This is a genomic window from Curtobacterium sp. VKM Ac-2865 (genome assembly GCF_015350905.1).
Lineage (GTDB): Bacteria > Actinomycetota > Actinomycetes > Actinomycetales > Microbacteriaceae > Curtobacterium.
Genome location: NZ_JADKRZ010000001.1, coordinates 173,273 through 200,220, shown reverse-complemented (window position 1 = coordinate 200,220; position 26,948 = coordinate 173,273). Strand labels below are relative to the sequence as shown.

The 26,948-nt window shown below is 73.7% G+C and carries 23 protein-coding genes and 1 tRNA gene; 18 read left to right on the top strand and 6 right to left on the bottom strand.

Annotated elements, in window-relative coordinates:
* Positions 1-13: 13 nt before the first annotated feature.
* The 5 genes from ITJ54_RS00880 (at position 14) to ITJ54_RS00860 (ending at position 7,588) form a co-directional block, all read left to right on the top strand.
* Entirely contained in the window at positions 14-619 is a 606-nt protein-coding gene (locus ITJ54_RS00880; RefSeq protein WP_194625479.1) for a hypothetical protein, read from the top strand.
* Between the two features lie 453 nt (positions 620-1,072).
* A tRNA-Arg gene (locus tag ITJ54_RS00875) sits at positions 1,073-1,144 on the top strand.
* Between the two features lie 50 nt (positions 1,145-1,194).
* Entirely contained in the window at positions 1,195-2,247 is a 1,053-nt protein-coding gene (locus ITJ54_RS00870) for a Gfo/Idh/MocA family protein (protein ID WP_194625478.1), read from the top strand.
* A gap of 44 nt (positions 2,248-2,291) precedes the next feature.
* Positions 2,292-6,233, top strand: a complete 3,942-nt coding sequence (locus ITJ54_RS00865) for a Pls/PosA family non-ribosomal peptide synthetase (RefSeq protein ID WP_194625477.1) — start codon at positions 2,292-2,294, stop codon at positions 6,231-6,233.
* Between the two features lie 17 nt (positions 6,234-6,250).
* Positions 6,251-7,588 carry a M1 family metallopeptidase gene (locus ITJ54_RS00860; protein ID WP_194625476.1) on the top strand — a complete coding sequence of 446 codons (1,338 nt, stop codon included), beginning with the start codon at positions 6,251-6,253 and terminating at the stop codon, positions 7,586-7,588.
* Between the two features lie 67 nt (positions 7,589-7,655).
* On the opposite strand, the gene ITJ54_RS00855 is transcribed toward ITJ54_RS00860, so the two are convergent.
* Both ITJ54_RS00855 and ITJ54_RS00850 read right to left on the bottom strand, forming a co-directional pair.
* Positions 7,656-8,228 (bottom strand): 4'-phosphopantetheinyl transferase family protein, encoded by a 573-nt coding sequence (locus tag ITJ54_RS00855; protein ID WP_194625475.1) that lies wholly within the window; start codon positions 8,226-8,228, stop codon positions 7,656-7,658.
* Positions 8,229-8,354: 126 nt separating this feature from the next.
* Positions 8,355-8,558 (bottom strand): hypothetical protein, encoded by a 204-nt coding sequence (locus tag ITJ54_RS00850; RefSeq protein WP_071274881.1) that lies wholly within the window; start codon positions 8,556-8,558, stop codon positions 8,355-8,357.
* A gap of 218 nt (positions 8,559-8,776) precedes the next feature.
* On the opposite strand from ITJ54_RS00850, the gene ITJ54_RS00845 reads away from it, so the two are divergent.
* The 5 genes from ITJ54_RS00845 (at position 8,777) to ITJ54_RS00825 (ending at position 14,308) form a co-directional block, all read left to right on the top strand.
* Entirely contained in the window at positions 8,777-10,783 is a 2,007-nt protein-coding gene (locus tag ITJ54_RS00845; RefSeq protein ID WP_194625474.1) for a TPM domain-containing protein, read from the top strand.
* A gap of 63 nt (positions 10,784-10,846) precedes the next feature.
* Positions 10,847-11,572, top strand: a complete 726-nt coding sequence (locus ITJ54_RS00840; protein ID WP_194625473.1) for a PspA/IM30 family protein — start codon at positions 10,847-10,849, stop codon at positions 11,570-11,572.
* Positions 11,573-11,628: 56 nt separating this feature from the next.
* A complete protein-coding gene (locus ITJ54_RS00835) occupies positions 11,629-12,450 on the top strand; it encodes an arginase family protein (RefSeq protein WP_194625472.1) in 822 nt (273 codons plus the stop codon).
* A 79-nt stretch (positions 12,451-12,529) separates the two neighbouring features.
* Positions 12,530-13,948, top strand: a complete 1,419-nt coding sequence (locus ITJ54_RS00830) for a dihydrolipoyl dehydrogenase family protein (RefSeq protein WP_194625471.1) — start codon at positions 12,530-12,532, stop codon at positions 13,946-13,948.
* A gap of 3 nt (positions 13,949-13,951) precedes the next feature.
* A complete protein-coding gene (locus ITJ54_RS00825) occupies positions 13,952-14,308 on the top strand; it encodes a Fe-S oxidoreductase (RefSeq protein ID WP_194625470.1) in 357 nt (118 codons plus the stop codon).
* A gap of 931 nt (positions 14,309-15,239) precedes the next feature.
* On the opposite strand, the gene ITJ54_RS00820 is transcribed toward ITJ54_RS00825, so the two are convergent.
* Entirely contained in the window at positions 15,240-16,058 is an 819-nt protein-coding gene (locus ITJ54_RS00820) for an ABC transporter ATP-binding protein (RefSeq protein WP_194625469.1), read from the bottom strand.
* A 3-nt stretch (positions 16,059-16,061) separates the two neighbouring features.
* On the bottom strand, positions 16,062-17,003 hold the full coding sequence (locus tag ITJ54_RS00815) for a siderophore-interacting protein (RefSeq protein ID WP_323741546.1): 942 nt from the start codon (positions 17,001-17,003) through the stop codon (positions 16,062-16,064).
* Between the two features lie 63 nt (positions 17,004-17,066).
* On the opposite strand from ITJ54_RS00815, the gene ITJ54_RS00810 reads away from it, so the two are divergent.
* From ITJ54_RS00810 to ITJ54_RS00785, 6 genes are all read left to right on the top strand, one after another.
* Entirely contained in the window at positions 17,067-18,020 is a 954-nt protein-coding gene (locus ITJ54_RS00810; RefSeq protein WP_194625468.1) for an alpha/beta fold hydrolase, read from the top strand.
* A gap of 61 nt (positions 18,021-18,081) precedes the next feature.
* Complete coding sequence (locus tag ITJ54_RS00805) at positions 18,082-19,629, top strand: ABC transporter substrate-binding protein (RefSeq protein WP_194625467.1); 1,548 nt, start codon at positions 18,082-18,084, stop codon at positions 19,627-19,629.
* Positions 19,630-19,638: 9 nt separating this feature from the next.
* Complete coding sequence (locus ITJ54_RS00800) at positions 19,639-20,589, top strand: ABC transporter permease (protein WP_194625466.1); 951 nt, start codon at positions 19,639-19,641, stop codon at positions 20,587-20,589.
* A complete protein-coding gene (locus ITJ54_RS00795) occupies positions 20,589-21,476 on the top strand; it encodes an ABC transporter permease (RefSeq protein WP_194625465.1) in 888 nt (295 codons plus the stop codon). The genes ITJ54_RS00800 and ITJ54_RS00795 overlap by 1 nt, the downstream gene beginning before the upstream one ends.
* Positions 21,473-22,282: an ABC transporter ATP-binding protein gene (locus tag ITJ54_RS00790; RefSeq protein WP_323741544.1), complete on the top strand. Its 810-nt coding sequence runs from the start codon at positions 21,473-21,475 to the stop codon at positions 22,280-22,282. The genes ITJ54_RS00795 and ITJ54_RS00790 overlap by 4 nt, the downstream gene beginning before the upstream one ends.
* Complete coding sequence (locus tag ITJ54_RS00785; protein WP_323741543.1) at positions 22,279-23,082, top strand: dipeptide/oligopeptide/nickel ABC transporter ATP-binding protein; 804 nt, start codon at positions 22,279-22,281, stop codon at positions 23,080-23,082. The genes ITJ54_RS00790 and ITJ54_RS00785 overlap by 4 nt, the downstream gene beginning before the upstream one ends.
* A 648-nt stretch (positions 23,083-23,730) precedes the next feature.
* On the opposite strand, the gene ITJ54_RS00780 is transcribed toward ITJ54_RS00785, so the two are convergent.
* Positions 23,731-25,170, bottom strand: a complete 1,440-nt coding sequence (locus ITJ54_RS00780) for an amidase (protein WP_194625464.1) — start codon at positions 25,168-25,170, stop codon at positions 23,731-23,733.
* A 55-nt stretch (positions 25,171-25,225) separates the two neighbouring features.
* Between ITJ54_RS00780 and ITJ54_RS00775 the strand changes: the two genes are divergently transcribed.
* Together ITJ54_RS00775 and ITJ54_RS00770 are read left to right on the top strand one after the other, a co-directional pair.
* Positions 25,226-25,876: an IMPACT family protein gene (locus tag ITJ54_RS00775; RefSeq protein ID WP_194625463.1), complete on the top strand. Its 651-nt coding sequence runs from the start codon at positions 25,226-25,228 to the stop codon at positions 25,874-25,876.
* Positions 25,877-25,958: 82 nt separating this feature from the next.
* Positions 25,959-26,144: a zinc transporter permease gene (locus ITJ54_RS00770; RefSeq protein ID WP_194625462.1), complete on the top strand. Its 186-nt coding sequence runs from the start codon at positions 25,959-25,961 to the stop codon at positions 26,142-26,144.
* A 54-nt stretch (positions 26,145-26,198) separates the two neighbouring features.
* Here the strand turns inward: ITJ54_RS00770 and ITJ54_RS00765 are convergent, their stop codons facing one another.
* A complete protein-coding gene (locus tag ITJ54_RS00765; RefSeq protein WP_323741542.1) occupies positions 26,199-26,936 on the bottom strand; it encodes a sulfite exporter TauE/SafE family protein in 738 nt (245 codons plus the stop codon).
* Between the last annotated feature and the right edge of the window lie 12 nt (positions 26,937-26,948).

Below are 26,948 nucleotides of genomic sequence, written 5' to 3'. Positions count from 1 at the left end.
GCATCATGGCCGCATGACCTCCCGCCGATCCGCACGGGCCATCGTCGTCGCCGCCCTCGCCGTCCCGACCGCCCTGGTGCTCGCCGCCTGCACCGGTGGCAGCGGCGACTCCCCCACACGGACGCCCGGCGCGACGTCGACCACGGGCACGATCGGCACGCCCGTCACGGAACGCTGCGCGGAACTGCTCCCGGCGTCCGCCCTGACGGTGTACGGGCAGCGGTTCGAGCTCGACGCCGACGCCACGCCCGCAGCGCACTCCGCCGCTGCGACGATCGCCCAGCAGCGCGGCCGGGTGTGCGTGTTCCGGCAGGTCGGGGACCACTCCGTCACCATCACGCTCGCCGTCGCGCACCTGCCGGAGAAGTCGCTCACCACGCTCAAGGACGCGCTGTTCGAGCGCGGCGGCTCGGTGCCGACCTACACGGTGGAGGGGTACTTCGCGCTCAAGGACGGCGTCGGACGCGCCGACGCGTTCCCGGACCCGTACTGGATCACGGCGTCCTCGTCCCTGTTCACCGAGCCCGGGTCCGCCCAGCCCGTGCTCGACGCGGCGCGCCAGGCCGTGGCACCGACGTCGTCCGCCCCCTCGAGCTCCAGCGCGACCCCTGCCGGCTGACGCCAGCCACTTCCCGGCGGGCTGGCACCCGTGCCTGGAGGGTCGCCGGTTCCCGTTCTCGGAGATGACGGATCCGGTTCGCGATCCCCGACGATCGCCGACCAGATCCGTCAGCCTGCTCGATCGGAACCGACCTCCGTCGGCCAACCACCGCGAACCCGGGCTGACGGTTTGGGCACCGCGCGCTGGCCAGCGGTGCCCGCACCGCACCCGGCCAGCGGTGCGCTCACCGCGCCCCCGGGCAGATCGTGCGGGCACGGCACCCCGGGCCAGCGATGCGGACACCGGTTCCCGTTCACGGAGATGACGGATCCGGTTCGCGATCCCCGACGATCGCCGACCGGATCCGTCACGGTGCTCGACGGGAACGGACCTCCGGCGCGCCAGGCACCGCTCGCCCGGCCGACGGTGCGGGCGGTCCGCTCGGACCTGCTACGGTGGTTGTCACCCAGGGCCCCCATAGCTCAGGGGATAGAGCACTGCCCTCCGGAGGCAGGGGCGGAGGTTCGAATCCTCCTGGGGGCACAGGGGTGAAGGCCCGTGCGGAGCACGGGCCTTCGCCGTATCTTCAGGGCATGACGTTCCCGGAACCGGAAGTGGCAGCGCTGCGCGGCGGGCCGGTGCTCGGATGGGGCGTCGTCGGGCCCGGGCAGATCGCCGACGACTTCACGAGCACCCTGCACGCCAACTCCGACCAGCGCGTCGTCGCCGTGGGCTCCCGCTCCGCCGACCGCGCCGCCGCCTTCGCCGCACGCCACGGCATCGAGACCGCGCATGCCTCGTACGAGGCCCTCGTCGCCGACCCCGCCGTGCAGGTCGTCTACGTCGCCTCTCCGCACCCGCAGCACCTCGACCATGCGCTGCTCGCGATCGCCGCCGGCAAGCACGTCCTCGTCGAGAAGCCGATGACCACCTCCGAGGCCGACACCAGGACCCTCGCGGCCGCTGCCCGGGCCGCCGGCGTCCTCGCGATGGAGGCCATGTGGACCCGCTACCTGCCCGGCACCACGGTGATCGCGCGGCTCCTGGCCGACGGCGCCCTCGGGACCGTCCACCTGGCGAGCGTCGACGTCGGCTGGCCGCATCCCCTCCCCGTCGCGGGCACCACCCCGGACCGGATGTTCGACCCGGCGCAGGGCGGCGGAGCGCTGCTCGACGCCGGTGTCTACGCGCACTGGTTCGCCCGCTTCGCCACCGGTGCCCCGGTGACCAGCCGCACGACGGGAGCGGTCTCGGACGGTGGGGTGGACCTCCAGTCCGTCACGGTGTCGACGACCGCCGACGGCGCGCAGGCGGTGGCGACCACGTCGATCAGCGCGTGGACGCCCGGGCTGGCCGCCATCGCGGGCAGCACCGCGACGGTCCGGTACACCGACCACTTCGTGTTCCCGGCCTCGTTCGCGCTGCACCACGGGGCGGAGGCCGACCACTGGCAGGAACCGACCGGCCTGCAGGGGCGACAGGGGCTCGTGTGGCAGGCGGCGGCGCTCGCACGGTACGTCGCCGACGGTCGGACCGAATCCCCCGTGCACGGGCTCGACGTGTCGATCGGGATCGCCGCCTCGCTCGACGCGGCACGGGCGGCGCTCGACACGCGTGTTCCCGAGCAGGACACCTCGGCCCCCTAGGATCACGGGCCGGTCGTCCTGCACGCGACCGGGAAGAGGACTCGATGACCACCGCCACCGGGAACCCGCAGTCGGAACTGGCCCGTGGGGACGCCGCTCCCCCGACCAGGACGCTCCTCGACGTCCTCACCGCGACCGCCGCGATGCACCCCGACGCGCTCGCGCTCGAGGACCCGGACGGTGCCCTCGACTACCGCTCGCTGCTCACCGAGGTGCACCGGCGAGCCGACGACCTCGCCCGCCGCGGGGTCCGTCGGGGCGACCGCGTCGGCATCCGGATCCCGTCTGGCGGCCGTGACCTGTACCTGTCGGTCCTCGCGGTGCTGGCGGCCGGTGCCGCCTACGTGCCCGTGGACGCCGACGACCCCGAGGAACGGGCGACGCTGGTGTTCGGCGAGGCCGCGGTCGTCGGCGTGATCGGCGCCGGTGGCGTGCTGCGGACCACCGGCGATGCGGACGCCCGCGCGTCATCAGTCGTCGAACCCGCGGCGAGCGCCGACCTCCCGACGCAGGACGACGACGCGTGGGTGATCTTCACGTCCGGGTCCACCGGGGTGCCCAAGGGCGTCGCGGTGACGCACCGGTCGGCGGCGGCGTTCGTGGACGCCGAGGCGCGGATGTTCCTGCGGCGAGCGCCGATCGGTCCTGGTGACCGGGTGCTGGCGGGGTTGAGCGTGGCGTTCGACGCCTCGTGCGAGGAGATGTGGCTGGCGTGGGGGCACGGTGCGTGTCTGGTGCCGGCGTCCCGGTCGCTGGTGCGGACGGGGGTGGACCTGGGGCCGTGGTTGATCGTGCGCGGGATCACGGTGGTGTCGACGGTCCCGACGCTGGCGGCGCTGTGGCCGGACGACGCGCTGGAACAGGTGCGGTTGGTGATCTTCGGCGGTGAGGCGTGCCCGCCGGAGCTCGCCGCGCGGATCGCGAGTCGGGACCGGGAGGTCTGGAACACGTACGGGCCGACGGAGGCGACGGTGGTGGCGTGTGGGGCCCTCCTCGACGGCAGTGCCCCCGTGCGGATCGGGCTGCCGCTCGACGGGTGGGACCTGGCGGTGGTGGACGCCGCTGGGCAGCGGGTGGCGCCGGGCGAGGTCGGGGAGCTGGTCATCGGTGGTGTGGGGCTGGGGCGGTACCTCGACCCGGAGAAGGACGCGGTGAAGTACGCCGCGTTCCCGGAGCTCGGGTGGGAGCGGGCGTACCGGAGCGGGGACCTGGTGCGGTACGACCCCGAGGGGCTGGTGTTCCAGGGGCGTGCGGACGACCAGGTGAAGCTGGGTGGGCGGCGGATCGAGCTCGGGGAGATCGACGCGGCGCTGCAGGCGCTCGACGGGGTGGCCGGTGGGGCGGCCGTGGTGCAGCGGACGCCCGCGGGGAACCAGGTGCTCGTGGGCTACGTGGCCCCGGCCGCCGGGGCGTCGGTGGACGTGCAGGCGGCGAACGCCCGGCTGCGTGAGGAGCTGCCGGCGGCGCTCGTGCCGCTGCTCGCGGTGGTCGACGAGCTGCCGACCAGGACGTCGGGCAAGGTGGACCGGGCGGCGCTCCCCTGGCCGCTGGCCGCGGACGACGGCGGGGCCGCGCTGCCGCCGACGGTGGCGTGGATCGCGGAGCGGTGGGCGGCGATCCTCGGCGTGCCGGTCGCGAGTCCGGACGACGACTTCTTCGCACACGGTGGTGGGTCCCTGACGGCGGCGCAGCTGGTGTCGGCGATCCGGGAGCGCTACCCGACGACGACGGTCGCGGACGTGTACGACCACCCGCGGATCGGTGCGCTCGCGGACGCCCTCGACGCGTCGGGTCCGGTGGCCGCAGCGGAGCGGGACGTGCGTCCGACGCCGCGGGCGACCGGGCTGGGGATGACGCTGCTCGGGCTCCCCGTGCAGCTGCTCCGGGGCCTGCGGGTCCTGACGTGGACGGCGCTCGTGGCGGGGGTCCTGCACGCGACGACGCTGCCGTTCCTGCCGGTGCTGCCCGTGCCGGCGCTCGTGGTGGCCCTGCTGGTGTTCGTCACCCCGGTGGGGAAGATGGCGCTGACGGTGGTGCTCGTGCGGCTCGTGCTCGTCGGTGTCCGTCCCGGTGACCATCCCCGGGGTGGGTCGGTGCACGTGCGGGTCTGGTTGGCGGAGCGGATCGCCGAGGCGGTGGACGGTCCCTCGACCTCCGGTGCCCCGTGGATCAGCTACTACGCCAGGGCGCTCGGTGCGACGATCGGCCGTGACGTGGACCTGCACACGCTGCCCCCGGTGACGGGGTTCCTGACGATCGGCAAGCAGGCCTCGATCGAGCCGGAGGTCGACCTGGCCGGGCACTGGGTCGACGGTGACGTCTTCCGCCTCGGCCGGGTCGCGGTCGGCGCGGACGCCGTGGTGCACAGCCGGTCGACGCTGCTGCCCGGTGCCGTGGTCGGCGACGGTGCCGAGGTCGAGGCCGGTTCCGCCGTCACCGGCGTCGTGGTCCCCGGCGAGCGCTGGGCGGGGTCGCCGGCGGAGCGCGTGGGGTCGGCTCGGCACGGCCGGGAGGCTCGTCCCGCGTCCCGTCGACGCTGGCTCGTCGCGTACGGGGCCGGTTCGGTCGCCGTGGCCGGGTTGCCGGTGCTGGGCGTCGCGGCCGGGCTGCTCGTGAGCGTGCTGCTGGTGGGGCGGGCGCCGACGCTCGACAGCGCGGTGGTGCGGGCGCTCGTGACGGTGCCGGTCGCCACCCTGGTCGCCGGGCTCGTGTACGCGGGGCTCGTCGTCGCCGTGGTCCGGCTGCTCGGCATCGGGCTCGACGAGGGACGGCACCCGGTGCGCTCCCGGATCGGCTGGCAGGCGTGGTGCACCGAGCGGGTGCTCGACGCGGCCAGGACGCTGCTGTTCCCGCTGTACGCGAGCCTGGTGACGCCGCTGTGGCTGCGGCTGCTCGGGGCACGGGTCGGGCGGAACACGGAGATCTCCACCGTGCTGCTGATCCCGTCGTTGACGCAGATCGCGTCGGGGGCGTTCCTGGCGGACGACACGATGGTCGCCACGTACGAGCTCGGGGGCGGGCGGATGACGATCGGTCGGTCGAAGATCGGGCGTCGGGCGTTCCTCGGCAACAGCGGGATGACGGGTGCCGGGCGCTCGGTGCCGCGCGAGGCCCTGGTCGCGGTGCTGTCCGCCGTGCCGAGGAAGGCCAAGCGCGGGTCGTCGTGGCTCGGCTCACCCCCGGTGCGGCTGCGGCGGGCGGCGACGACCTTCGACGAGGAGCGCACGTTCCGGCCCCCGCGTCGCCTGCGGGTGGCCCGCGGCTGCTGGGAGCTGCTGCGCCTGGTCGCCCCGATGGTGTCCGGCGCGATCGCCCTCGGTGTCGGCGGGACCCTGCTGGCGCTGTGGTCGTCGGTCGGGCTCGGCTGGACGGTGCTGCTCGCGGCGGTGGTCCTCGTCGTCGCCGGTGCGGTCGCCGCGGTGGTCTCGACGGTGGCGAAGTGGGCGTTCGTCGGCCGCATCACCGCCAGGGAGCACCCGCTGTGGTCGTCGTTCGTCTGGCGCAACGAGGTGCAGGACACCTTCGTGGAGACCGTCGCTCGGCCGTGGTTCGCCGAGCAGGCCGTCGCCACGCCGGCGCTGGCCGCCTGGCTGCGGAGCCTCGGGGCGACGATCGGCCGCGGGGTGTGGTGCGAGACGTACTGGCTGCCCGAGGCCGACCTGGTCAGCATCGGCGACGGTGCGACGATCGCCCGTGGGACCGTCGTGCAGACGCACCTGTTCCACGACCGTGTGATGCAGCTCGACCAGGTCCGGCTCGAGCGTGGTGGCACCCTCGGCCCGCACAGCGTGATCCTGCCGGCTGCCGGAATCGGCGCGGGCGCCACCGTGGCCCCGGCGTCCCTGGTGATGCGCGGCGAGCAGGTCCCCGGCGGCACCCGGTGGGCCGGCAACCCGATCTCGCCGTGGGTCGTGCCCGAGGACGGCGTCTCCCGGACAGCCGAGCCGGTCGCCGCCGGGGCGGTGCCGCACCCCGTGACAGACTGACCGGCACTGTGAAGCCGATGACCCCCGCACCGACCGAGCACGCCGACGCCGACCCGTACACCCCGCACGACGGCGACCGACGGTGGCGGGCCTCGCACTACGAGCTCCGGCTCGACTACCGGGTGGCGACGAACCGACTCGAGGCCGAGGCGACGATCACCGCGACCGCCGTCACCGCGCTCGACAAGGTCGTGCTCGACCTGCACGGGCTCGGCGTGGACCGGGTCGACGTCGACGGGCAGCGGGCCCGCAAGGCGTCGACGGCCGTGCACAAGCTGACGGTCACCCCGGCGACGCCGATCACCGCTGGCGCCGAGTTCACGATGCACGTCCGGTACAAGGGCGCCCCGCGACCGCTCCGCAGCCCGTGGGGCCAGATCGGCTGGGAGGAACTGACCGACGGCGTCATCGTCGCGTCCCAGCCCACCGGCGCCCCGTCCTGGTTCCCGTGCAACGACCGCCCGGACGACAAGGCCACCTACCGCTTCGAGATCACCTGCGAGTCCGGCTACGACGTCGTCGCGAACGGCGAACTGCTCGGCAAGGAGCGCGCCGGCCGCGGCACCCGGTGGACGTACGCCACGACCGACCCGATGGCGACGTACCTGGCGACCGTGCAGATCGGCCGCTACCGCACCCACACGCTCCGCGGTGCCGACGTCCCCGTCACGGTGCACCACCCCGCCGACCTGACCGCGGCCGCGAAGACCGACTTCGGCCAGGTGCCGGAGATGCTCGCGCTGTTCGCCGACCGGTTCGGCCCGTACCCGTTCCCGTCGTACGGCGTCGTCGTCACCGACGACGAGCTCGAGATCCCCCTCGAGGCCCACGGGCTCGCCGTGTTCGGCCGCAACCACGTCGACGGCGAGCACGGCACCGACCGGCTCATCGCCCACGAGCTCGCGCACCAGTGGTTCGGCAACTCGGTGACGCTCGGGCGCTGGCGGGACATCTGGCTGCACGAGGGCTTCGCCTGCCACGCCGAGTGGCTGTGGTCCGAGCACCGCGGCGGTGACACGGCGGACGTCCTGGCAGCGCGGGCACGAGCGGGTCTGCTCGACCAGCCCGAGGACCTCGTCGTCGCCGATCCCGGCCCGTCCGACCTGTTCGACGACCGGGTCTACAAGCGCGGTGCCCTCGCCCTGCACACCCTCCGCCGGACGGTCGGCGACGACGCCTTCTTCACCGGGCTCCGCACCGTCACCGACCGACACCGCCACGCCACGGTCACGCCCGAGGACGTGCACGACGCGTTCGCGGACGCGGCCGACCGCAGCGCGACGGCGATCGCGGCCGTGCTGGCGCCGTGGATCGACGAGCCGGGCGTGCCGGAGCTCCCGACGCGCCAGCGCTAGCGGTCTGCGCGCCGAGATCGCACTTCCTGTCGCCTGGCCTCCGCCGGACCCGACACGGAGTGCGATCTCAGCGGCGGTCGTCGACGACGAGCCGGTCGGAGTCCGACGCCACGGCGAGCACGAGGTCGTCGTCGAGCCAGCGCACCCGCACCCAGTGCACAGCGCCGTCGAGCACCGCGGTGCCCGCGTCCAGGTCGACGTCGACGGACGCCGGGTCGACCCGGAGCCCGCGGCCGTCCCGCTTCAGCACCGCCTCCTTCGCCGCCCAGCACGCCGCCATTCGGACGGGGTCGGCGCCGTACCGCTCGTGCTCGCCCGGCGTGGACGCGTCGAGCGGCGCCGAGGCCACCCTGCTGACACGCTCGACATCGACGCCGAGGTCGACGGGCCCCACGGCGAGGGCGAGCACCCCGGGAGTCCGCGACAGGCTGACGCCGACGGCGACACCGTGCACGGTCGCCCAGGGCTGGCCGTGCGTGTCGCTGCCGCAGTGCGCGCACCGGCGGCCGACGGCGGTGGACGCGGGGTGCGCTCCGGTGACCTCCGCGACGGCGGCGAGGAGGGCCTCCCGGTCGGCTGCACGGGACCCACCCGGGTGCGCGAGGCGCACCGTCACGGCCTGGAGGCTCGGCTCACCCATCCCTGCAGCGTACGTGGACAGGGGGTCGGCGCCGCCGCGCACGCGCGCCCGGACGCGGACGAGGCGCCGCCATCGCTGGCGGCGCCTCGTGTCGGGCACGGTGCCTCGGGTGCACCGTGGTGTCGGTCAGGCGTGCGTGAGGGCGATCAGTGCCACGTTCATCGTGGAGTACTGGCCCTCGGACCGCGTGGCCTGACGGACACGTCCCCGCAGGACCTCGTACCGGCCGTTGTGCTCACGCACGAAGCCGATCACGCCGCTCGCCGGTGTCGACACCCGGTGGAAGCCGTCCTCCAGTGGGACGACCTCGGTGTTCATCGTTCGTTCCATTGCTGACCCCTTTCGTCGTCGAAACGGTCACTTCGGGTGATGGTACCCCTCACCGGGGGACAAGACCCGTCCCCCGGCGCAGTCTGTCCACAGGTCGCGGTGGTTCTGGGGGAACGCGTGCGCTGCCTGGATACACTTCGGGCGACGGCGCTCCCTCCGCGGCACACCGGGCCTCCCGGGTCTCAGGGCGCGGGCGCTGCCGGACGGACGGAGAACGGATGCGAGCGGTCCAACGTGGATCGGACACCAGGCGGTCGAGCACGGACAGGGGGACGTCCGGGCGGTGGGCGGCGCGCGTCGCCGCAGCGCTCGTCGCGGCGTTCCTGGTCGTGGCACCGGCGACGGCAGCACAGGCGACCGCGCCGGTCGACCTCGGCGGGGCCTACGTCCTCGACCAGGCCGACGCCCTCACCGCGGGCCAGCAGGCCTCGGTGGAGAAGGCCGTGCGGGACCTGGCCGATGAGACCGACACGCAGCTCTACGTCGTGTTCGTCCCCGAGTTCACCGACCCGACCGACCACACGGCGTGGGGCGACGCGACGATGTCGCGGAACCAGATCGACTCGAACGGCATCCTGCTCTCCATCGCCACCCAGGCGCGCACGTACGACGTCCAGCAGACGAACGAGACCTCGATCACCGCGTCGGACGTGCAGTCCGCGGTGAACGACGACCTCATCCCGAAGCTCCGCAACGACGACTGGGCCGGCGCGGCGACCGCGTTCGCCACCGGGCTCGGCGACAGCCAGAAGCCCGCGAACCTGACCGGGCTCTGGATCGCGCTGCTCGTCATCGTCATCGCGGTCGTCGTCGTGGTGCTGGTCATCCGCCGCCGGAACCTCCGCCGACGGGCCGAGGCGACCAGGGCACAAGAGGCCTCGCTCGCCGACCTCGAGCGCACCGCCGGCGGGGCGCTCGTCACCATCGACGACGAACTCCGCACCGCGGAACAAGAGGTCGGCTTCGCCACCGCGCAGTTCGGCGCCGACGCGGCCGAGCCGTTCGCGAAGGCCGTCGCCGCCGCCAAGAAGGACGTCCGCCGGGCGTTCACGTTCCAGCAGCAGCTCGACGACGAGATCCCCGACTCCCCACAGCAGCGCGCCGAGTGGTCGAACCAGATCATCCAGATCTGCGAGCAGGCGCACGCGTCCATCGAGCAGCAGACGGAGTCGTTCGACCAGCTCCGCTCGCTCGAAGACGGTGTCGAGGGCGCCGCCACGGCACTCGGTGGCGCCGTCCGGGCAGCCCCGGCCGAGCTCGCCGCTGCCGCCACCGCGCTCGACCGCGTCCGCGCGGCCTACGGCGGTCGCACCCTGGCGTCCGTCGCCGACGCGGTGGACCAGGCGCACCAGGTGCTCGCCTTCGCGACCGAGCGCTCCCAGGCCGCCGACGCCGCCATCGCGAGCGGCGACAAGGGCCAGGCGGTCGTCGCCGTCCGTGACGCCCAACACGCCCTTGCGCAGGTCCAGCAGCTCACCGCCAGCGCCACCGGGGCCGAGGCCACCTTCCGCGAGGCCTCAGCACGCGTCGAGGCCATGCGCCTCGACATCCAGGGCGACGTCGCCGCGGCGCGTGCCATGCCCACGACCACGCCCGAGCTCGCCTCCGCGGTCGTGACGGCCGAGACCGTCCTGCGCGAACGGCTCGACCCGAAGGACCCGATCGCCGCGGTCGACTCGCTCACCCGCGCGAACACCGAGATCGACGCCGCCCTGGCCTCCGCGCGCACCGCGCAGGAGCAGCAGCAGCGCGCGCAGCAGGCCCTGAACGCCGCCCTGCGCGACGCCCGCTCTCGGATCAGCCAGGCGCGCGAGTTCATCTCGCTGCGCCGTGGTGGTGTCGGACCCACGGCACGCACCCGCCTGTCCGAGGCCGAGCGCGCGCTCGACGACGCCGTGCAGCTCGCCACCCACGACCCCCAGCAGGCACTCCAGGCCGCCCGCGCGGCCGAGCAGTACGCCGCTGCCGCGATGGACGAAGCCGGCAACGACATGGGCGGATGGCCCGGCGCGGGCGGTGGCGGCAACGGCGCCCAGCTCGGCGGACTCGTCACCGGCATCGTGCTCGGCGGGCTCCTCGGCGGACGCGGCGGCAGCTACGGCGGCGGCTCGTTCGGCGGCGGGGGCTTCGGGGGCGGAGGCGGCGGCTTCGGTGGGGGCGGCGGCTTCGGCGGAGGTGGCGGCGGCGGGGGCGGCGGCGGCTTCTCCGGCGGCGGCCGGTTCTGACCCAGCGCCCCTGACGACTCCCCCACGAACACCCAGCAGACCACCCCAGGAAAGGGAACAGCAATGGCAAAGCAGTCCATCTTCGGTCGCATCTCCGGACTCGTCCGGGCGAACGTCAACCAGCTCATCGACAACGCGGAAGACCCGCAGATGATGCTCGACCAGCTCGTGCGCGACTACACGAACAACATCGCCGACGCCAAGAGCGCCATCGCCCAGACGATCGGCAACCTCCGTCTGCTCGAGCAGGACAACGAGGAAGACGTCCGCGCCGCGCAGGAGTGGGGCCAGAAGGCCGCCAACGCGTCCGTCGCCGCCGACAAGTACCGCGCCGAGGGCAAGGCCGCCGACGCCGACAAGTTCGACAACCTCGCCAAGATCGCCATCGGCAAGCAGATCGCCGCCGAGCAAGAGGTCAAGGACAACGCGTCGCCGCTCGCCACGCAGAACGAGCAGGTCGACAAGCTCAAGCAGGGCCTCGCGGGCATGGAGCAGAAGCTCGAGGAGCTCAAGGCCAAGCGCAACAGCCTGGTCGCCCGCGCCAAGACGGCCGAAGCCCAGTCGAAGGTCAACGACGCCGTCGGCAACATCGACGTCACCGACCCGACGAGCGACCTGGCGCGCTTCGAGGAGAAGGTCCGCCGTGAAGAAGCCAAGGTCATCGGCCAGCAGGAGCTGCAGGCGTCGAGCCTCGACGCCCAGTTCGAGAGCCTCGAGGACGTCGGCCGTGACGCCGAGGTCGAGGCCCGTCTCGCCGCGCTGAAGTCGGGCGGTTCCTCGACGATCTAGTCGAGTCTGAGAGCGACATCCGCGACGACGCCGGACCCGCCTGACAGGATGAGGACATGCAGTTCCTCGTCGTCGGTCAGTGGCAGGGTTCGGCGTCGTCGCGTGCGATGCGCCTCGGCGACGGCGCGACCGCGATCGCAGCCGACCTCCCCCGTGCCGCCACCACCGTCGTCGACGTCCCCGTCGGCGCGGGCGACCGCCTCGAGACCGCCGTCGCCCGGTACACCTCGGTGCTGCAGGTCGCGGACCGTGTCGCGCAAGAGGTCGCGATCGCCAGCGAGCCGGTGCTCGTCATCGGCGGGGACGGCGCCAGTGCCCTCGGCGGCAGCGTCGCACTCGGCCCCGGCACCGCGTTCGTGCGCATCTCGGGCTCCAGCGGGTACCGCCCTCTCAACCGCGCCCAGCCCGTCGCCGCCGAGACCGCGGCGCTCCGGCTGTTGGTCGACCGCCCGGACGACCTCTTCCCCGACCTGCCCTCCGTGGCCGCCGGGTCGGTCGTCCTCGCCGGCACCCGCGGGGTCGAGGACGCCGAGGTGAACGCCGTCACCCGCGCGGGCATCCACCACCTCGACGTCGACGCCGCGACGCCCGATGCCCTCGCCGCCGCGGTCGAGGCCACCGGAGCGGACTCCGTCTACGTGCACGTCGACCTCGACGTCCTCGACCCGTCCGAGGTCGACGGCCTGCTCGAACCCGTGCCGTTCGGCCTCGACGGCGCCGGACTCGTCGAGCGGATCCACGCGGCGACCCGCGGACGCCGACTCGTCGGCGCGGCCATCACCGGCTTCGCCCCGGTCGACCCGGACCGAGCGGTCGACGACATGGGCGTCATCCTGCGGGCCGTCGGTGCCCTGTCGGCAGCGTCCCGCGTGTCCTGAAGTTCCTGCCCGCTCCTGTTCTCCACCGGGGCACAGACCACTCGGCGCGGGTCATGCCGGTCCGCGTACGCTCGGCCACATGACGGACTACGACCTCATCGTGATCGGAGCCGGCGCTGTCGGCGAGAACGTGGCGGACTACGCCCACAAGCGCGGCCTGTCGGTCGCCGTGGTGGAGGCGGAGCTCGTCGGCGGCGAGTGCTCCTACTGGGCGTGCATGCCCTCGAAGGCGCTCCTGCGCAGCGGCCACGCCCTCGCGGCGGCTCGTCGGCTCGACGGCGCGAAGCAGGCCGTGACCGGCACGCTCGACGCCGCCGCAGTGCTCAACCGCCGCACCTCGTTCACGAGCGACTGGGACGACAGCAGCCAGGTCGCCTGGCTCGAGTCCGCCGACATCGCCCTGCTCCGCGGCCACGCCCGGATCACCGGCCCGAAGACGATCGAGGTCACCGGCCCCGACGGCCAGGTCGAGACCCACACCGCCCGCGCGGCCGTTGCCGTCGTCACCGGGTCGCTGCACACCCTGCCGCCGATCGACGGCCTCGCCGACGCGAAGCCGTGGGGCACCCGCGAGGGCACCAGCGCCCGCCACGTCCCCGAGAGCCTCATGGTCATCGGCGGCGGCGTCGCCGGCTCCGAGCTCGCCACCGCCTGGGCCTCGCTCGGCGCGAAGGTCACCCTCGTCGCCCGCCACGGCCTGCTCGGCGGCATGGAGCCGTTCGCCGGGGAGCTCGTCGCCGACGCGATGCGCGAGGCCGGCATCGACGTCCGCACCGGCGTCAACCCCACCCGCGTCGACCGCGACGAGCACGGCCTGGTCACGACGACCCTCGACGACGGCACCACCGTCATCACCAGCGAGGTCCTCGCCGCCACCGGCCGCGCCGCGCACACGAAGGACCTCGGCCTCGAGACCGTCGGACTGACCGCCGGCGACTGGCTCGACGTCGACGACACGATGCTCGTCACCGGCACCGACTGGCTCTACGCCGTCGGCGACGTGAACCACCGCGTGCTCCTCACCCACCAGGGCAAGTACCAGGCCCGAGCCGCCGGTGAGGCCATCGCCGCCCGCTTCCAGGGCACCCCGCTGCACACCGAGCCGTGGGGCGCCCACGTCGCGACCGCCGACCACGCGGCCGCGCCGCAGGTCACCTTCACCGACCCCGAGGTCGCCAGCGTCGGCCTCACCGAGGAGAAGGCCAAGCAGCAGGGGCTCAACGTCCGCGTCGTCGAGTACGAGCTCGGCAACATCGCCGGCGCCGCTCTCCAGGCGGACGGCTACGTCGGCCGCGCGAACATGGTCGTGGACGAGGACCGCAAGGTCGTCGTCGGCATGACCTTCGTCGGCCAGGACGTCGCCGAGATGCTGCAGGGCGCGACCATCGCCGTCGTCGGCGAGGTCCCGATCGACCGCCTGTGGCACGCCGTCCCGGCCTACCCGACGATGAACGAGATCTGGCTGCGACTGCTCGAGACCTACGGCCGCCCGGAGTAGCGGGTGCGCAACCCCCTGCTCGACTCCCCCGTCTCGCGGGTCGGTTGGCTGTTCGGCACGCTCGTCGGCCTGGCCGTCGGACTGCCCCTGTCGACCGGCCCGGTCCGGGTCGTCGACGGGCTGATCGTCTGCACGGGGCTGCCGCGCTGGGTGTTCCGGCGCGGCGGCACCTGCGTCGGGTCCGTCTACCTGACCCGCGACAACGACGGCCCCCGGGTGCTCCGGCACGAGCGAGTGCACGTGGCGCAGTGGCGGCGGTACGGCATGCTCATGCCCGTGCTCTACGCGGCCGCTGGCCGCGACCCCCTGCGCAACCGCTTCGAGGTCGAGGCCGGCCTCGAGGACGGCGGCTACCGCTGACCACCCGCTGAGATCGCAGTTCGTGTCGGCTCGGCGCCAGCCAACCCGACACCGAGTGCGACCTCACCCCCCGCCGGACGGGAGGCACGTGGCGGCCACGCACCGCGTCTCCCGTCCGCCCACTGGTCACGACGCCCCGACGGCTCGCCGTCGACTGGTCACGGCCCGTCGGCCGTCGGCCTCCCGGCCGACGGACCCCGATCCCTCAGGCCCGCTGAGATCGCACTTGGTGTCGGCTCGGCGCCAGCCGACCCGACACGAAGTGCGACCTCACCCCCTGCCAGACGGGAGGCTCGTGGCGGCCCCGCACCGCGCCTCCCGTCCGCCGACCGGCCACGACACCCCGCCGGCCCACCGCCGACTGGTCACGCCCGGTCGGCCGGCGGCCTCCCGGCCGACGGACCCCGACCACTCAGGCCGTTGAGATCGCGCTTCGTGTCGGCTCGGCGCCAGCCGACCCGACACGAAGTGCGACCTCACCCCCCGCCGGACGGGAGGCACGGGGCGGCTCCGCGCTTCGCCTCCTGTCCGCCGGCCGGTCGCGACACCCCGACGGCTCGCCGTCGACCTCCCGGCCGACCGAACCCGGCCACTCGGGCCCGCTGAGATCGCAGTTCGTGTCGGCTCGGCGCCAGCCGACCCGACACGAAGTGCGACCTCACCACCCGCCGGACGGGAGTCAGGTGCCGGCCACGCACCGCGCCTCGAGTCCGCCGAGCGGTCGCGACACCCTGCCGGCCCGCCGCCGACCGGTCGCCTCTGGTCGGCCGGCGGCCTCCCGGCCGACGGAACGCGACCACTCGCCGAACGTGAGCGGGGAGTCCCGACCACTCAGGCCCGGTGAGGTCGCAGTTCGTGTCGGCTCGGCGCCAGCCGACCCGACACGAAGTGCGACCTCAGCGCAACGCAGCGAACGCCGCCGGCCGCGGCGTCAGCGCGCGCGACGGGGCACGACGAGGGGCGTGCCGGTCTCGGGGTCGGGGACGACGACGCACGGCAGGCCGAAGACGTCCTCGACGAGGTCGGCCGTCAGCACGGCGGCCGGCGGGCCCTGCGCCACGATCGCGCCCTCGCGCATCGCGATGACGTGGGTCGCGTACCGCGCCGCCTGGTTCAGGTCGTGCAGGACCGCGACGACCGTGCGCCCCGCCGCGTGCAACGCTGCCGCGAGCTCGAGCACGTCGTACTGGTGCGCGATGTCGAGGAACGTCGTGGGCTCGTCGAGGAGCACGATGTCGGTCTCCTGCGCCAGCACCATCGCGATCCACACGCGCTGCCGCTGCCCACCGGAGAGCTCGTCGACGCCGCGGTCCGCGAGGTCCGCGGTGTCGGTCTGCACCAACGCCTGCTGCACGGCGGCGCGGTCGGACCCGGAGGACGGGTGGAAGAGGTCCTGGTGCGGGAAGCGTCCGCGGGTGACGAGGTCGCGAACGGTGATGCCGTCGGGGGCGATCGGCGTCTGCGGGAGCATCGCCACGCGGCGCGCGACGGCCTTGGGGCGGTACGACCCCAGCGGTGCGCCGTCGAGGAACACGGTGCCGGCACTCGGCTTCAGCGTGCGGGCGAAGGCCTTCAGCAGCGTGGACTTGCCGCACGCGTTCGGGCCGACGATGACGGTCAGCTCGCCGTCGGGCACGTCGACGTCGAGGCCGTCCACCACGACGCGGTCGTCGTAGGCGAGCGTCAGGCCGCGTGCACCGAGCGCCGTCGCGGGGACGGCGCCGACGACGGGCGCGACGGGGGCGGACACGGGCTAGTTCTCGGCCTTGCCGTGCCGCCAGTAGCCCATGAAGGCGACCTGCTTGCGGTCGAGCCCGACCCCGCGCACCAGGTGGCGGCGGAGCTCCTTGATGCAGGCGGCCTCGCCCGCGATCCAGGCGTACACGGGGCGGTGCGACTCGGCGGTGGGGACGTCCCAGAGCGTCTGGTGGTCGACGTCCACGTCCGCCAGCTCCACGTCAGCGACGTCCACCCCGGCGACGGACGCCCCGGCGATCGGCACAAGACCCGACGTCGACAACGGCGACACCGCGGTCGACGCCCACGCGTGCACGTGGTCGGTCATCCGGACCCCGTGCGACGCCCCGTTGCGGGCGATCCACCGGACCTCGACCCCGGCGGGCGCGGTCACCGGCAGCCGGTCGGCGTCGGTGGGGACCTCGATGAAGACATGTCCGACGGTGGTGACGTCGAGCGCCTCGAGGATGGCGCAGATGGCCGGCGCCGCGGTTTCGTCGCCGGCGAGCAGGATCCGGTTCGCCGCTCCCGGGGCGAACTCGGCGGCGCCCGACGGCAGCTCGTCCGGGGACGACGGCACGGCGGGCCCGACGATGCGGAGCTCGTCGCCGACCGCGCACCCGGCGACCCAGCGCGACGCGGGGCCGGTGTCACCGTGGGCGACGAAGTCGATGTCGAGCTCGTGGGCGTCGGGGCGGAAGGACCGGACGGTGTAGGTGCGGAGGGGGTTCCGCGTGTCGTCGGGCAGTGCGCGCCAGGCGGCGTACCAGTCCTCGCCGTCGGGCAGGTCGGTGAACCCGTGCCCGGGGATCGGCAGGACGACCTTGATCCGCTGGTCGAGCCCCACCGAGGAGAACGCGCCGAGCTCGTCGCCGGTCAGCGTCACCCGCACGAAGTGGGGTGTGAGCGAGGACACGGCTGCCACGCGGACGGAGAACACACGGTACCGGGCTGCCACAGGAGAAGTATGGCATGCCTTACCTAAGCCCACCCAGGAACGGGTCGGTGCGAGACTGACCACGTGCACGAGGACGACGACGAGTTCCGGGACCTGCCCGACCTGGCCCGCGCGAGCGGCGTGGCGGAGCCGCTCCGAGCCTCCCGGCAGGAGATCCCGGCCACGCCGGGACCCGACGGCCACGGCGCCGTCTCCGCGATCCGCTGGCAGGACCCGGCGGACACCGGACGGGAGGCCCGGGTCGTCTACCTGCACGGGCTCGGCATCGACGCCCACAGCTTCGACCAGACGGCGATCGCCGTCGGCGAGCCGGCGGTCGCGCTCGACCTGCCCGGTCACGGCCGCTCGGCGTGGCGGGACGACGCCGACTACGCGGCGTCCGCGACCGCTCCGGCGGTCCTCGCGGCGCTCGACGCGCTCGCGGTGCCGCCCGGCGTGCTCGTGGGGCACTCGCTCGGCGCGATCCTGGCGGCCCGGATCGCGGCGACGGCGCCGGAGCGCGTGACCGGCCTGGTGCTGGTCGACATGTCGCCGGACTTCGCCCAGCGCGCCGTGGACCGGATCGCCCGGGCGCTGGAGTCCGAACCGCCGTTCGAGGACCTCGACGAGGTCGTCGACCGGGCCGTCGAGGCCAGGGTCGGGGACGACCGCCAGGTGCTGCTGCGCGAGGCCCGGCACACCACCCGGCTCGGCGCGGACGGACGCCTGGTGCGGCGGCACCACTTCCCGCACCTGCCGGCCGGACGGACCTCGTCGGTCGGGCGGTTCGCGGACGCGTGGCCGGACCTGGAGTCGCTCGACGTGCCGGTCCTGCTCGTCCGCGGCGACCGGGGCTACGTGTCGCCGAAGCTCGTCACGACCTTCGCCGAACGGCTGCCGGCAGCGACCATCGTCACGGTGGAGGCACGGCACGCCGTCCAGACGCAGGCGCCGCTCGACCTCGCAGCCGCCATCCGGGAATGGGGCGTCCGTAACGGTTTGTTGTACGGCGTCGAACAGCGCCCGGACCGCCGGTAGATTCTTCCGAGCGCGCGCGACGACCGTCGCTCCCCGTGCGCCCGGAAGGAACACACCACCCATGCGCCCCTCCCTCCCCCGCGTCGGTCGGCAGCACGTCCGTCGCTCGGTCCTCGCCGCGACCGCGATCGCCGTGGCGGCGGCCATCGCCCTCGCCGGGTGCACCGGCTCGACGAAGCCCACGGGCGGCGCCGACGCGACCGTGCGCGTCGGGCTGGTCCTCGAACCGACGAGCCTCGACATCCGGACGCAGTCCGGCGCTGCGCTCGACCAGGTCCTGATCGACAACGTGTACCAGGGACTCGTCGGCCGGACCCCGACGGGCGGGATCCGCGACGTGCTGGCCGCGAAGCACGAGGTCTCCGCCGACGGCCGGACCTACACGTTCATGTTGCGCGAGGGCATCACGTTCCAGGACGGCAAGCCCGTCACCGCCGCCGACGTCGTCTGGTCGCTCGAGCAGGCGAAGGGGAACGCCTCCTACGTCGACTCCGCCAAGCTCGCCGGCGTCAGCTCCATCGCGTCGCCGTCGTCCGACACCGTCGTGCTGACGCTGGCGAAACCGGACTCGGACCTGCTGTTCAACCTCACCGGTCGTGCCGGGCTCGTGCTGGAGAAGGCTGCGGAGAACGACCTGTCGGACAGCGCGAACGGCACCGGGCCCTTCGAGGTCACCAACTGGAAGCAGGGCGACTCGCTGACCTTCAGCCGGAACGCCGACTACTGGGGCACGAAGGCGAAGGTCAAGACGATCGTCTTCCGGTACATCACCGACCCGTCCACGGCCGTCAACGCGATGGCGAACGGCGACGTCGACGTGCTGAACCCCGTCGACGGCACGCTCAAGAGCCAGCTGCAGGGCAACCCCGACATCGCGTTGCACTCCGGCAAGACGACCGACAAGTACACGCTCGCGTTCAACGACGCCAAGGCACCCTTCACCGACAAGCGGGTCCGCCAGGCGATCCGGCAGGCCATCGACCCGAAGGCGCTCATCAAGGCCATCGGCGGCACGGGCGTCGAGCAGGGCGGCCCGATCCCGGAGCTCGACCCCGGGTACCAGGACCTCACGGACATCGACGCGTACGACCCGTCGAACGCGAAGCAGCTCCTGGCCGCAGCCGGGGCGACGAACCTCAAGCTCACGCTGACGTACGCGAACGTCTACCCGGCGACGATCGGTGACGTGCTGAAGTCGCAGCTCGCCGACGTCGGGATCACGCTGACGGTCAAGCGCGTCGACTTCGCCACCTGGCTGTCGTCGGTGTTCCAGGCGCCGAAGTCGGGCGTCCGCGACTTCGACCTGTCGATGGTCGACCACGTCGAGGCCCGTGACTTCGGCAACTGGGCGAACCCGGACTACTACTTCGGGTACGACAACGCACGCGTGCAGGCGCTCTACGCCGAGTCCGTCGCGACGACGTCCGCGTCCGAGAAGGCCGCTGCGCTGGAGCAGGCCGCGCGGATCGTCAGCGAGGACGCGGCCGGCGAGTGGCTGTACACCGCGACGGAGATCACGGCGATCCGGAAGGGCGTCACCGGGTTCCCGTACGACGGCGGCAACTCGCGGCTCGACCTGTCGAAGCTCGCCGTCGCGTCGGGCAACTAGCATCGTCTCGTGACCCGGTTCCTCCTCGGGCGGGTGCTGCTGCTCGTCGTCGGCCTGCTCGTGGCGAGCGTGATCATCTTCGCCACGCTCCGCGTGCTGCCCGGCGACGTCGCCCAGGTCGTCGCGGGCACGCAGTCGACGCCCGCGCAGGTGGAGGAGCTCCGTCGGCAGCTCGGCCTCGACCGGCCCGTGGTGCTGCAGTACCTCGACTGGATCGGCGGCGTCGTCACCGGTGACCTCGGCCGGTCCCTCGTGACGAAGGGCGCCGTCGGCCCGGAGATCGCCGCGAAGCTCGGCGTCACGCTGCCGCTCGCGGGCATGTCCCTCGCCGCGGCGCTCGTGCTCGGGGTCCCGCTCGGGGTCCTCGCCGCGGTGCTGCGTCGCCGTGCCGGTGGGGCGGTCATCGCGTTCGTGGCCCAGGCCGTCGCCGCGGTCCCGGTCGTCTGGGCCGGCATGCTGCTCGTCGCGCTGTTCGCCGTGACGCTGCACTGGCTGCCGACGCAGGGCTTCCCGCTCGACGGCTGGTCGGAACCCGGGCGGGCGTTCTCGTCGCTCGTGCTGCCCGCGCTGACGATCGGCGCCGTCGAGGGTGCCGTCATCCTCCGCTTCACCCGCTCGGCGACGCTCTCCGTGCTCGACGCCGACCACCTCCGCACCGCCGCGGCCGTGGGGCTCACCCGCACCCAGGCGCTGCTCCGGCACGGGCTCGGGTCGGTGGCGCTGACCGTGCTCGCGGTGCTCGGCGTGCAGATCGCCGGGCTCCTGGTCGGCGCGGTCGTCGTCGAGCAGCTGTTCTCGCTGCCCGGGGTCGGCCGGATGCTCGTCACCGACGTCGGCCGCCGCGACGTCACGAAGGTGCAGTCGGAGCTGCTCGTGCTCACCGGGCTCGTGCTGGTCGTCGGCTTCGCGGTCGACGTCGTGCACCGCGCGCTCGACCCCCGGCAGCGGGAGGCCACCTGATGACTGGATCCAGCATCCGCCGACTCCTCCACCGCCCCACCGGGGTCTTCGCCGTGGTCGTCCTCGGGCTGCTCGTGGTGCTCGCCGCCGTGTCGCTCGTGTGGACGCCGCAGGACCCCTTCCGCGCTGACCCCTTCCACCAGTGGGACCCGCCGAGTGCCGCGCACTGGTTCGGCACCGACGGCATCGGGCGTGACATCGCCAGCTACCTGCTCGCGGGCACCAGGACGACGGTGCTCGTCGCGGTCGGCTCCGGGGTCATCGCGAGCGTGGTCGGCATCGTGCTCACCGCCATCGGCTCGCTCACCGCACGCTGGGTCCGCGAGGGCACGGCCGTGCTCCTCGACATCCTCGTGGCGTTCCCGACGCTCCTGACGGCGATGCTCCTCACCGCGGTGTTCGGCGGCTCGCTCGGCGTGGTGATCGTGTCCGTCGGGCTGGCGTTCGGCGTGACCATCGCCCGGGTCGCCCGCGGGGAGATCCGCCGCATCGCCAGGAGCGACTACGTCACCGCGGCCCGGGCCTCCGGCGTCGGACCCGGCGGGGTGCTGCTGCGCCACCTGGTGCCGAACGCGGCGCCGCTGTTCACCGTGCAGCTCTCGCTCGCGATGGCCACGGCGGTGCTCGCCGAGGCCGGGCTCTCCTACCTCGGCTACGGCGCGGGATCGGGGACGGCGTCGTGGGGGAACCTGCTGTCCGACCTGCAGACGTACATCGGCGTGCACCCGTGGAGCGCGACCTGGCCTGGGGCCGCCATCGCCCTCGTCGTGATGGCGCTCTCGCTGCTCGGGGACGCCGTCCGCGACGCCTCGGACCCGCGGCTGACCACCGGCGACCGCGCGAGCGACACGGAGCGCACCGCCGCCGTGCCGGGGGTGACCGCGTGAGCGGGGACGACGTGCCGACCACGGGCACGACCGCGGCGACCGGACTCGAGGTGCGCGGCCTGTCGGTCCGGATCGCGGGGCGGACGGTCCTCGACGACGTGACGTTCACCGTGCCTCCAGGCGGTCGTGTCGGCGTGATCGGCGCGTCCGGTTCCGGGAAGTCGATGACCTCCCTGGCCCTGATGGGGCTGGAACCGACTGGCGCCGACGTGACGGGCTCGGTGCGGCTCGACGGCGAGGAGCTGCTCGGACTGCCGGACCGGGCCCGCGCGGCGTACCGCGGGGCGCGCATCGGGATGGTGTTCCAGGAGCCGGGCACGGCCCTCGACCCGCTGCGTCGCGTCGGGAAGCAGATCGCGGAGCCACTCCGGCTGCACCGCGGGCTCGACCGGCGGGCGGCGGACGCGGCGACGCTCGAACTCGCCGTCGCGGTCGGACTGCCCGACCCGGAGTCCCTGCTGCGCCAGTGGCCGCACCAGCTCTCCGGTGGGCAGCGGCAGCGGATCTGCATCGCGATGGCGATGGCCGGGTCGCCGGAGCTGATCGTGGCGGACGAGCCCACCACGGCACTCGACGTCACGACCGAAGCGCGGATCCTCGACCTGCTGCGCGGCCTCGACGTGTCGCTGCTGTTCGTCACGCACGACCTGGCGGTGCTCGCGCAGATCGCCGACTCCGTCGTCGTGCTCGACGCCGGCCGCGTCGTCGAGTCCGGTTCCGTCGCCGACCTGCTCGCCCGGCCGCAGCACCCCACCACGCGAGCGCTCGTCGCGGCAGCCCGCGCCACCGCCAGGAGGACCACGTGACCGACGCCCTCACCGCCGTCGGCCTGCACCGGACGTACCGGCTGCCCCGCCGCGGGCCCTTCGAGCCCGGACCGATCCGCACCGCCGTGGACGGCGTCGACCTGGTGGTCCCGGCCGGTTCCCGGCTCGGGATCGTCGGGGAGTCCGGGTCCGGCAAGTCGACCCTGGTCCGACTGCTCGCCGGCCTGGAGGCCCCTACCGCCGGCACCGTGACCGCCTCCGGTCGTCCGGTGGTCGCGTCCGCCTCCGCTGCCGCGATGCGGTGGTTCCGGCGGGAGACCGGGGTGGTGTTCCAGGATCCCTACGCGTCGCTCGACCCGAGGATGCGCGTCGGGCAGATCGTCGAGGAGCCGCTGCGGGCGATGCGGGTGCGGGTGTCTGGTGCTGGTGCTGCTTCGTCGCATGCGGCGATGGTCGCGTCCGCGCTCGAGCGCGTCGACCTGCCCTCGGACGCGGTCGACCGGTACCCACACGAGTTCTCCGGCGGGCAGCGACAGCGCATCGCGATCGCGCGGGCGATCGTCCACGGGCCGCGGATCCTGTTCGGGGACGAGCCGATGAGCGCCCTCGACGTGGTCGTCCGCGCACGGGTGATCGAACTGTTCCAGTCGCTGGCGTCGGAGCTCGGGCTGACGATCGTCCTGGTGTCGCACGACATCGGCGTGGTGCAGCGGCTGTGCGACACCGTCGCGGTGATGTCGGCCGGGCGCATCGTCGAGCACGGGCCGGTGTCCCTGCTCGATGCGCCGACGCACCCCGTCACGCGGGCCCTGGTGGAGGCGGCGCCGACGCTGCCGTAGGGCGCGGGCGCGGCGTCAGTGCCTGCGTACGCATGGTCCGACACCGCACGAGTCGTACGACGCCCGCCGTGTCGCTCGATGCGGGCACATCTCGTGCGTCCGCATGATCCGACACCGCACGAGTCGAACGACGCCCGCCGTGTCGTTCCATGCACGTGCACCTGCTGCGTCCGCAGGTTGCGACACCGTCGAGGTCGTACGACAGCGACGATGTCATTCCGATTCAGGTCGTGGCGGGACGGTCGGGTCATGCGTCCGCGGGCTCCGACACCGCACGAGTCGAACGACGCCCGCCGTGTCACTCCATGCAGGCACATCTCCTGCGTCCGCATGGTCCGACACAGCACGAGTCGGTCGACGCATGCCGTGTCGCTCCATGCACGCACATCTCCTGCGTCCGCATGTTCCGACACCATCGAGGTCGTACGACAGCGACGATGTCGTTCCGAGTCGTGCGAGCCGAGCCCGACCGGCCGCGCATCACCCGCGCGACAAACTCGACGTCGTACGACACCGATGTTGTCGTTCCGAGTCGGGCGCGGCAGGACCCTCACGACCGCACGGCACCCTTGCGACAACGTCGACGTCGTACGACAGCGACGATGTCGTTCCGAGTCGAGCACACCCGCCCGCACACGGCGCCCGCCCTCACCACCCCGGCGGATGCCTCCGCTGCCACCGCACCCGGCGCTCGAGCTGCGCCCCCAGCGCGAGCAGCGTGCGCTCCCCACCCGGCCGCCCGATGAGCTGCACGCCCATCGGCAGCCCGGCACCGTCGGGGTGGTCCGCGGGCGTGACCCCGACCGGCAGCGTGATCGCGGGCAGCCCGGCCACGTTCGCCATCGAGGTCCACGGCGAGTACGCGCACTGGCGGCGGAAGTCCTCCTCGGGGTCGTCGCCGTACCACCCGAGCGGCCGGGGCGTGAGCGCCAGCGTCGGGGAGAGCACCGCGTCGAACCGGTCGAACGCCCGGATGAGCGTGGTGGAGAACACGTCGAGCGCCGTCATCGCGTCGAGCACCTGCGTCCCGGTCAACGCCTGGCCCCGGGCGACGAGCCACGACACCAGCGGCGTCAGCGCCGACAGGTCGATCCCGGGCACGGCGGGCAGCCGCGCAGCCGAGGTCTCCCACGCCACCCGGAAGGCCGCGCCGTAGGGCACCGAAGGCATCCGGACGTCCTCGATCCCGTGCCCGAGCGCGTCGAACTCCCGGACGGCCGTCGCGACCACCGCCCGCGCTGCCGGGTCCACGACGACGTCGACGGTGTCGTCCCACGGCGAGCCCTCGAGCACGCCGAGCACGAACCGCCCCTCGCCGCGCACGGCCGCCGCGGTGAAGGGTCCCTCGCCGACGTCTGGCGTGACGAGCGCGTACGGCACAGGTTCGTCGAGCCCGGTCGGCGCCACGAGCGCGTCGAGCAGCATCCCCGCGTCCGCCACCGACCGCGTCAGGGGCCCGGCGACCGACAGCCCGCCGACACCGGACCGCCCGGGCATCGAGGGCACGCGCCCCCGGCTCGGCTTCAGGCCGACGAGCCCGGTCGCCGCCGCCGGGATCCGCACCGACCCCCCGCCGTCCGACCCGACCGCCGCGGGCAGGAGTCCGGCCGCCACCGCGACCGCGGCACCGCTCGACGACCCGCCCGGCGCCAGGTCCGTCCCGTAGGGGTTCCGCGTCACGCCGAACCGCGTCTCGGAGGACGACGACATCCCGAACTCCGGCGTCGTGGTCTTGCCGAGGCTCACCGCCCCCGCGGCGTCCAGGGCCGCGACGACGGGGTGGTCCGCCGCCGCCGGCCGCTCCGGCAACGCCGTGGTGCCGGAGCGCGTGGGGACCCCGGCACGGTCGTACAGGTCCTTGTCGCCGGACGGGAGGCCCCACAGCGGCCGCGACATCGGCACCAGGTGCCCGAGACGGTCGGCCCGCTCACGTGCAGCGTCCGCCGTGACCGTCACGAAGGCCCCGAGCCCTGGGTCCAACCGCTCGATCCGGGCGAGGTAGTGCTCCGTCGCTTCGCGGGCCGTCGTGTCGCCGCGACGGATCCAGTCCCAGAGGTCCTGCGCGGAGAGGTGGTGGAGTTCGAACACGGCCCGAGCCTATGCGCCGCCCGCCGCGGCACCCGGCCGCGACTACGCTCGTCGGGTGACCCGCCGGTACCCGTCCACGATCGCCGCCGCGGTCGAACACGAGATCGTCATCACGAAGTCGCGCTTCGTCGCCCACGCCGTCCCGGTCACCGGCCCCGCCGACGCCGAGCGCGTCATCGCCGGCATCCGCCGCGACGCCTGGGACGCCCGTCACCACTGCGTCGCGATGGTCACCGGCGTGCTGGGCGACCAGGCGAGGTCTTCCGACGACGGCGAACCGTCGGGCACCGCCGGCGTCCCGATGCTCGAGGTCCTGCGCCGCCGCGAGCTGACCGACGTCGTGCTCGTGGTCTCACGCTGGTTCGGTGGCGTGAAGCTCGGCGCCGGCGGACTCGTGCGGGCGTACTCGACCTCGGCGTCCGAGGCCCTCGACCGCGCCGCCCTCGTCCGACGCGCGGCCCTCACCGAGGTCACGGTCGACGTCGAGCACGCCGATGCCGGCCGCGTCGACAACGTCCTGCGCGACTGGGTCCGCCACCACGACGCCACCCTGGGCACGACGACCTACGGCGCGCTGGCGACGTTCGCGCTCGCCGTGTCCGCCGGCGACCTGGACGCCCTCCACGCTGACCTCGCCGCCGCGTCCGCCGGCACCCTCGTCCCCGTGGTCGGGGCCGAGACGGTCGTGGACGTCGTCCGGCCCTGAGTCGGCCCCGGCCGAGACAGGGGTGACGCGATCGCTCCGCTGGTCGTAGCATTCGTGAGAACCAATCTCAGAAAGGATGATCATGACCGACACCAGCGCAACCCCCACCGGCGACGACGAGCACCGCATCGCGGAGCACGGCCTGCACGAGCACGAGCACGGCCAGCAGGACGACGACCACGAGACCGTGCAGCACGGCGACCACGTGGACTACCTCCACGACGGCCACAAGCACGCGCTCCACGACGACCACTACGACGAGCACTAGGCACTGAAGCCGCGCCGTGGGTCCGGGGCTCCCCCGGGCCCACGGCGTCCGTCGTCAGGCGGTGACGAAGAGGGACACCGCGAGCACCAGTCCACACGCGGCGATGGCGATCCGCAGTGGCCCGGGCGGCACGCGGCGGGCGACGGTCGGTCCGACGAGCCCGCCGAGCACCGCGCCGATCCCGAGCGGCCACATCGCCGCCCAGACGACGGTGCCGGACAGGACGAAGAGCACGGCGGGCAGGACGTCCGCGGCCAGCAGCAGGACGTTCTTCAGCGCGTTCGCCCGGTGCAGCACCGGTTCCCCGTCGAGCAGCAGCACCGCGATCATGAGCACACCGGACCCCGCACCGAAGTAGCCGTTGTAGAGGGAGACCGCCGACACGCTCGAGACCCCGGCCGCCCGACCCAGACGCTCGCCGCCACGACGACGGTCGATCCAGGGCTGCACGAGCAGCAGGACCGAGCCCGCCGCCACGAGGAACGGGACGACGTGGTCGAACACCTGCGCCGGCGTGACGAGCAGCAGCACCGCGCCGACCGTCGACGCCCCGACCGTCAGGGGCAGCCACCGCCGCAGCGCCGACCCGTGTCCGGCGAGGTCGGCACGCGCCCGCAGCGCCGAACTCGCGCCGCTGCCGAGGAGCGCCACCGAGTTCGTCACGTTCGCGGCCAGCGGCGGCACACCCACCAGGAGCAGTGCGGGGTAGGCCACGAGCGACGTGATCCCGCCGGCCGTCCCGATCACGCCGGCGACGACACCGGCGACCAGGAGGAACGCCGCGGTCAGCACGCCACGATCCTG

Coding starts and splice junctions, on each gene's coding strand:
- ITJ54_RS00830 (WP_194625471.1), top strand. CDS start 12,530: ATGACGGACTACGACCTCATCGTGATCGGAGCCGGCGCTGTCGGCGAG.
- ITJ54_RS00855 (WP_194625475.1), bottom strand. CDS start 8,228: ATGGGTGAGCCGAGCCTCCAGGCCGTGACGGTGCGCCTCGCGCACCCG.
- ITJ54_RS00845 (WP_194625474.1), top strand. CDS start 8,777: ATGCGAGCGGTCCAACGTGGATCGGACACCAGGCGGTCGAGCACGGAC.
- ITJ54_RS00770 (WP_194625462.1), top strand. CDS start 25,959: ATGACCGACACCAGCGCAACCCCCACCGGCGACGACGAGCACCGCATC.
- ITJ54_RS00860 (WP_194625476.1), top strand. CDS start 6,251: ATGACCCCCGCACCGACCGAGCACGCCGACGCCGACCCGTACACCCCG.
- ITJ54_RS00795 (WP_194625465.1), top strand. CDS start 20,589: ATGACTGGATCCAGCATCCGCCGACTCCTCCACCGCCCCACCGGGGTC.
- ITJ54_RS00840 (WP_194625473.1), top strand. CDS start 10,847: ATGGCAAAGCAGTCCATCTTCGGTCGCATCTCCGGACTCGTCCGGGCG.
- ITJ54_RS00850 (WP_071274881.1), bottom strand. CDS start 8,558: ATGGAACGAACGATGAACACCGAGGTCGTCCCACTGGAGGACGGCTTC.
- ITJ54_RS00865 (WP_194625477.1), top strand. CDS start 2,292: ATGACCACCGCCACCGGGAACCCGCAGTCGGAACTGGCCCGTGGGGAC.
- ITJ54_RS00835 (WP_194625472.1), top strand. CDS start 11,629: ATGCAGTTCCTCGTCGTCGGTCAGTGGCAGGGTTCGGCGTCGTCGCGT.
- ITJ54_RS00880 (WP_194625479.1), top strand. CDS start 14: ATGACCTCCCGCCGATCCGCACGGGCCATCGTCGTCGCCGCCCTCGCC.
- ITJ54_RS00805 (WP_194625467.1), top strand. CDS start 18,082: ATGCGCCCCTCCCTCCCCCGCGTCGGTCGGCAGCACGTCCGTCGCTCG.
- ITJ54_RS00870 (WP_194625478.1), top strand. CDS start 1,195: ATGACGTTCCCGGAACCGGAAGTGGCAGCGCTGCGCGGCGGGCCGGTG.